Here is a 5967-nt window from a genome sequence, read left to right as displayed (position 1 = left end):
GATGCTATAAAAAAGGCGCTGCTTAGTTAGCAACACCAAATATTATAGAACCGAAATAATCTAGATTAAAGAAGCAATCGAAAGGTTGCTTCTTTTTATGTGCTTCGAAAATTTTAGGGGGGGGCCCATCCCTCGAAGAGGGTATCCTCAAATGATGGGGCTTTTCCTTGTGGTGTTAAGTGACTTAACTTACCACTTTAGTGCAACTATATGCCGAGTGAAGCGAGGCGATTTCATAGTTGATAGTCGAGGTGTGAGCAAAGACCATATTAGAAGAAGAAGTCGATATTAAGTGACTGAAATTACCGCTTTAGTATAACGATACTTCAGGTATGGTGGAGTGATCCTTCATCAGTAGGTGAGCCGAGAGCTGAACGTATCTGATAAGAAATAGTCTAATTTTAAAGGAGCGACCAATGGTTGCCTCTTTTTATGTGGCGTGGAGTTGAGGATTAAAAAAGAGGAACTACAGAATTTTCTATTAGATAAGCATAAATTATTTAATAGAATTTTTTTATTTTGGTAAAATAATGGGATTAATGTTCGAATAGAGAATGTTCCGGGGAATCAGGATCAATAGGTCAATCATTAATAGGGTGTTTAAGGTAGTCCCAGAAGGGATCGGCGAGACACCTTAACTTTTAATCAGTAAAAGGGAGGTTATAAGTGTTTGATGATCAATTTGATTTTAATTATTAGCTATTAATTAACTAAATTTTGAGTTTGAATTGTATCGATACGATATATGATAATGTTTACATGTTTAAAATTGTACGTATAAAAAAGCTCTAATTTATCTATAATTGTGTTACAATTAGGACGAAAAAGACATAACCATTTACGAGAGTGTATGAGTTTTCTCGCGATCATCATTAAACATTGTGTTTTTTAGATAGAAGGAGTGACACTTATGGAATCAATTATCAAATCTGTAACGGCAAAAGCTTTAGGAGTAGATGAATCAAATGTTATCATTGATCATCGTTTAATGGGGGGGATGTCAAACTTCACTTATGTGGTTGAAGTAGAAGGAGCTAAATATACGTTTAGAATTCCTGGAAAAAATGCAGAAGTGTTTGTTGACCGCCAAGAAGAAAAAGAAAATATCGCGATTATTGATGCATTAGGAATCAATAATGAGACGATTTATGTCGATGTTGAAAAAGGATATAAAATTGCTAAGTTTGTGGAGGGAACTCCATTGAGTGAAGCAGAAGATGCACAACCTTACTTAGATGAAGTGGCAGTTGTTTTGCATAAACTTCATGATTCAGGATTAAAAGCGATGAATGATTATCGCCCTTATGACCGATTAGATGCTTATGAAAAGTTGGTAAGCGATAAGGGTGAGTATCATACTGAGAAATATTTTGAATTAAAAGAAGAATTTTTAGGATATCGTTCCTTCTTAGATCAATTTCCATTAGTGATTTGTCACAATGATAGCCAAATTTCAAACATGGTGGTTGAAGCAGATCACACGTATTTATTAGATTGGGAGTTTGCAGGAAATAATGATCCGATGTATGATGTGGCTTGTGTTGGAAACAAGGATTTCGAGTTAGCATTAGCCTTTTTGCCGATTTATTTAGGCCGTGAGCCAAAAGTCGAGGAGTTAAAGCGTCTTTATTTATGGCGTGCTTTCCAATGCTTACAATGGCATAATGTTGCGTTATATAAAGACTTAATTGGATTAAGTGAGGACCTTCATTTAAATTTCAAGGCGATTGCAAGCATGTATTCAATGAAAGCTGAACAGTTCCTAACAGAAGTTAAACAATTTGAAGCATAGTCAAAGGCTGAGAAGAAATTCTCAGCTTTTTTTGTTTCAAATAAGAGGGATTGGTTAAAACTATTCATATCTATTAGCTGAACGGATTAAAATGATAAAGATGGAAAGAAGGGGTTAAACATGTGGCTCATAGCGATTTATCAAATGTTATTTGGTGTTGTTGATTGGTCGATGTCTATGGGTCAAGAGATAGTGGAGGAGATTGAGATGCAAGGATTTAAAATCATGACACTACAAGAACGATATGGTGATGAAGTAAAACAATGGGTTTATTTAGATGAAAGTGTTTTGGGTTATGATGATTTACGTTATTTATCGGTATTGCATTTTGGTTTTGATGGATATATTTATGAAGGTGAAATCATTGTTAATCAAAAAGTAGCGGATGAGGTGCTAGCTATTTTTAAAGAGTTATACGGGATGAGATATCCGATTGAAAAAATGAAAGTGATGAGCTGTTATGGTGGTTCAGATGAGTTATCAATGATGGATAACAACAGCAGTGGATTTAATTTTAGAGAAATAACAGATGGTGGGAAGTTATCAAAGCATGCGCTTGGACTTGCAATTGATTTAAACCCACGGATTAATCCGTATATTAAATCAGGCACTGTATTGCCAAGCAATGGGGTTAGCTTTGTAGACCGAAATCAATGCATTCAGGGAATGATTAAACAGGGAGATTGTGTGTATCAGATTTTTAAGCGATATGGTTGGACATGGGGGGGAGATTGGACATCGCTTAAAGATTATCAACATTTTGAAAAATAAATAAAGCCAGGACAATCCTGGCTTTATTTGCGTTTAAATAACACTTTATCACTTGTAATATGTGAGGTTGTATCCCACGTTGAGGCATCTAATTCATCATAAGCTTCTAAGAAATCAATGACTTCTTTGGTGATTGGAGTTGGAGTTGAAGCTCCTGCCGTAATCGCAACTGTTTCAACGCCCTTTAACCACTCTAAATTTAAATCACTTAAATCTGCGATTCGATAGGATGGTGTGTTAGCACGTTCAACTGAAATTTGTGATAAACGGGCCGTATTATTACTGTGTGGATCCCCTACGACAATTGTTAAATCGGCTGCACCTGCTTGATTTGCTACCGCTTCTTGACGAACCTGAGTTGCGTTACAAATTTCTTTAATGAAGATCGCTTTTGGGAATTTTTCTTTGATTTTTTCAGAAAGAGAAAAAACATCCCATAAACTCATCGTCGTTTGATTGGTAATGATGATTTTATCATTGGAGATTTGTAAGTTTTCAAGTTCGTTGGCATTTGAAATTAAATGAATGTGATGTTCATCAACACCAAGTGCGCCCTCTGTTTCTGGATGACCATTTTTTCCAATATAAATGACATCATACCCTAAGTCAATGTGTTCTTTCATTAACGTATGTGTTTTAATCACATCTTTACAGCTAGCGTCAATGACATAAAGTCCTTTGTCAATTGCTTTTTGTTTAACGATGGGAGAGATACCATGTGCTGTGAAAATAACGGTTCCTGATTCAATGTGATCAAGAAGCTCAGCACGTGTTTTTTTCTTATCATCAATGGTAATCACCCCGAGTTGATTGATAGCATCTGTTATATGTTCATTATGAACAATCATTCCTAAAACATAGATTGGGCGTGGAAGTGTCTCATCATGTGCCGCGCTTTGAACTATATTTAAAGCACTGATCACACCTTGGCAATAACCACGTGGAGCAATTTTAATGACGTTCATGGATAGTCACCTCTTTTTATAATTTGTCTTATTATATCATATTTTAGTGTTTATCTCCTAATAATAAAGAATATAGGTTGAATTTGGTGGTCAAACTTTGGTAAGATAGAATTTGTGCGTAAAAAGGAATTACAACTTAGATAGAAATCATGGTTTATGAATGATTAAAGTTAGTCATACTAACAATTGAAGGAGTGGTATTAATGTCTGAACGTTTTCAAGATTTAAATATAAAGCCATACTTAAAGGCAGCGATTGAAGATTTACACTTTGAGGAATTAACTCAAATTCAAGAACAAGTTATCCCATTAGCATTAGAAGGTAAAGATATTATTGGTCAGTCTCAAACAGGGAGTGGAAAAACACATGCGTTTTTAATTCCAATCTTTGAGTCACTAAAAGAAGACGTGCAACAAGTGCAAGCGGTGATTACAACCCCAACACGCGAACTTGCTGAACAAATTTATATTGTAGCAAGTCATTTAGCGTCATTTAGCGAAACACCAATTAAAATTGGACGTTATGTGGGGGGAACGGATAAAAAGCAAACGATTGAAAGATTAGGGGTACAACCTCAAATCGTGATCGGAACACCAGGACGTATTAAAGACTTAGCCATCAATGAACGTGCGTTATTAGTTCATACAGCTAAAATGTTTGTCGTTGATGAAGCAGATATGACACTTGAAACAGGATTCTTAACAGATATCGATCAAATTGCAGGTACAATGGGAAAAGACTTACAAATGATGGTCTTCTCAGCAACAATTCCTCAAGCATTAAAGCCGTTCTTAAAGAAATATATGACAGTTCCAACTCATATTCACATTCAACCACGTCAACAAACAGCGGTTAAAATCAATCATATTTTATATCCAACGAAACACCGCAGCCGTGTTAATATTGTGGCAAATTTACTTAAAACCATTAATCCATACTTAGCGATTATCTTCGTTAATACCAAACAACATGCCACAGAAGTTTCGAATGCTTTAACATCACAAGGGCTACAAGTTGGGCAGATCCATGGGGATTTAACACCACGTCAACGCCGTCAAATGATGCAACGTATTCGTAATTTAGATTTCCAATACATCGTGGCAACGGATATTGCAGCACGTGGAATCGATATTGAAGGAGTTAGCCATGTTATTAACTATGAACTTCCTCAGGATTTAGAGTTTTATATCCATCGTGTTGGTCGTACAGCGCGTGGAAATTATGATGGAGTAGCTATTACATTATATGATTCAGCCGAAGAAGAATTATTACAAGAGTTAGAAGAACGTGGAATTAAATTCAACTATAAAGAATTAAAAAACGGTGAATTGGTAACGGTTAATGCTCGTAATAGTCGCCAAAAGCGTGAAAAGAAAGAAAATGAAATTGATAAAATTGCAAAGGCAAAAGTTCGTAAACCGAAAAAAGTAACACCAGGTTATAAAAAGAAAATGAAGTTTGAAATGGATAAAGTAAAACGTCAAGAGCGTCGTAAAAGAAAGTAAGGTGAGCTAGATGTTAAAAATCGGATCTCATGTTGGGATGGCTGGAAAAGAGATGTTACTTGGAGCTGCTAAGGAAGCTCATTCATATGGAGCGAATACGTTTATGATTTATACGGGTGCTCCTCAAAATACACGTCGTAAAGCAATTGAAGAGTTAAATATCGATGCGGGATGGAACTATATGAATGAACATGGGATTTCTGATATTGTGGTTCATGCGCCTTATATTATTAACTTAGCGAACACTGTAAATCCTGAAACATTTGAATTAGCGGTTGAGTTTTTAGCTAAAGAGATTGAGCGTTCGGTTGCCTTGCGTGCGAAAACGATTGTTTTACATCCTGGTGCTCATGTTGGTGCAGGCGTGGAAGCGGGACTTGATAAAATTGTTGAAGGATTAAATGAAGTCTTAACAAAAGATACAGCGATTACGATTGCACTTGAGACAATGGCCGGTAAAGGAACTGAAATTGGACGTAGTTTTGAAGAATTAGCCTATATTTTTGAACATGTCGTTCATAATGAAAAATTACGCGTTTGTTTTGATACATGCCACGTTCATGATGCAGGTTATGATATCGTGAATGACTTCGCTGGCGTTTTAGAATCATTTGATCGTTTGATTGGAAAAAAACAAATCGCTGCTTTTCATATCAATGACAGTAAAAATATATCTGGCGCTAAAAAAGACCGCCATGAAAACATCGGATTTGGTGAAATCGGATTTGATGCGTTAAAATATATTATGTATCATAAAGATTTTGAGAAAGTTCCTAAAATTTTAGAAACACCTTATGTTGGGATGGAAGGTTCGAAAGATAAAGTCCCACCGTATAAACAAGAAATTGAAATGTTTAAAAAAGGTGAATTTGATCCAAAGAACTTAGAACGCATTTTAGGACGTTTATAACAAAAAAGACAGGAAACCGTACCA

5 protein-coding genes are annotated in these 5967 nt (G+C 35.7%); 4 read left to right on the top strand and 1 reads right to left on the bottom strand.

The annotated features are described in order from the left end of the window. Positions 1-910: 910 nt before the first annotated feature. Positions 911-1792, top strand: coding sequence for a choline/ethanolamine kinase family protein (locus HMPREF9402_RS01960; RefSeq protein WP_009606309.1), 882 nt, complete (start codon positions 911-913; stop codon positions 1790-1792). A 120-nt stretch (positions 1793-1912) separates the two neighbouring features. Continuing rightward, entirely contained in the window at positions 1913-2563 is a 651-nt protein-coding gene (locus HMPREF9402_RS01955; RefSeq protein ID WP_009606310.1) for a M15 family metallopeptidase, read from the top strand. Between the two features lie 23 nt (positions 2564-2586). Here the strand turns inward: HMPREF9402_RS01955 and HMPREF9402_RS01950 are convergent, their stop codons facing one another. Next, positions 2587-3528: a 4-hydroxy-3-methylbut-2-enyl diphosphate reductase gene (locus HMPREF9402_RS01950; RefSeq protein ID WP_009606308.1), complete on the bottom strand. Its 942-nt coding sequence runs from the start codon at positions 3526-3528 to the stop codon at positions 2587-2589. Positions 3529-3731: 203 nt separating this feature from the next. Here HMPREF9402_RS01950 and HMPREF9402_RS01945 point away from each other — a divergent pair, with 203 nt between their 5' ends. Further along, complete coding sequence (locus HMPREF9402_RS01945; RefSeq protein WP_006783620.1) at positions 3732-5033, top strand: DEAD/DEAH box helicase; 1302 nt, start codon at positions 3732-3734, stop codon at positions 5031-5033. 10 nt (positions 5034-5043) lie between these two features. Continuing rightward, a complete protein-coding gene (locus HMPREF9402_RS01940; protein ID WP_009606311.1) occupies positions 5044-5943 on the top strand; it encodes a deoxyribonuclease IV in 900 nt (299 codons plus the stop codon). Positions 5944-5967: the final 24 nt, after the last annotated feature.

This window comes from Turicibacter sp. HGF1 (genome assembly GCF_000191865.1).
GTDB lineage: Bacteria > Bacillota_I > Bacilli_A > MOL361 > Turicibacteraceae > Turicibacter > Turicibacter sanguinis.
The sequence above is the reverse complement of the archived record's forward strand: the minus strand, read 5'-3'. Positions and strand labels throughout refer to the sequence as shown.

Excerpts from the sequence above, each read along its gene's own strand:
- HMPREF9402_RS01960 (WP_009606309.1), top strand. The coding sequence starts at position 911 with ATGGAATCAATTATCAAATCTGTAACGGCAAAAGCTTTAGGAGTAGAT.
- HMPREF9402_RS01955 (WP_009606310.1), top strand. The coding sequence starts at position 1,913 with ATGTGGCTCATAGCGATTTATCAAATGTTATTTGGTGTTGTTGATTGG.
- HMPREF9402_RS01940 (WP_009606311.1), top strand. The coding sequence starts at position 5,044 with ATGTTAAAAATCGGATCTCATGTTGGGATGGCTGGAAAAGAGATGTTA.
- HMPREF9402_RS01950 (WP_009606308.1), bottom strand. The coding sequence starts at position 3,528 with ATGAACGTCATTAAAATTGCTCCACGTGGTTATTGCCAAGGTGTGATC.
- HMPREF9402_RS01945 (WP_006783620.1), top strand. The coding sequence starts at position 3,732 with ATGTCTGAACGTTTTCAAGATTTAAATATAAAGCCATACTTAAAGGCA.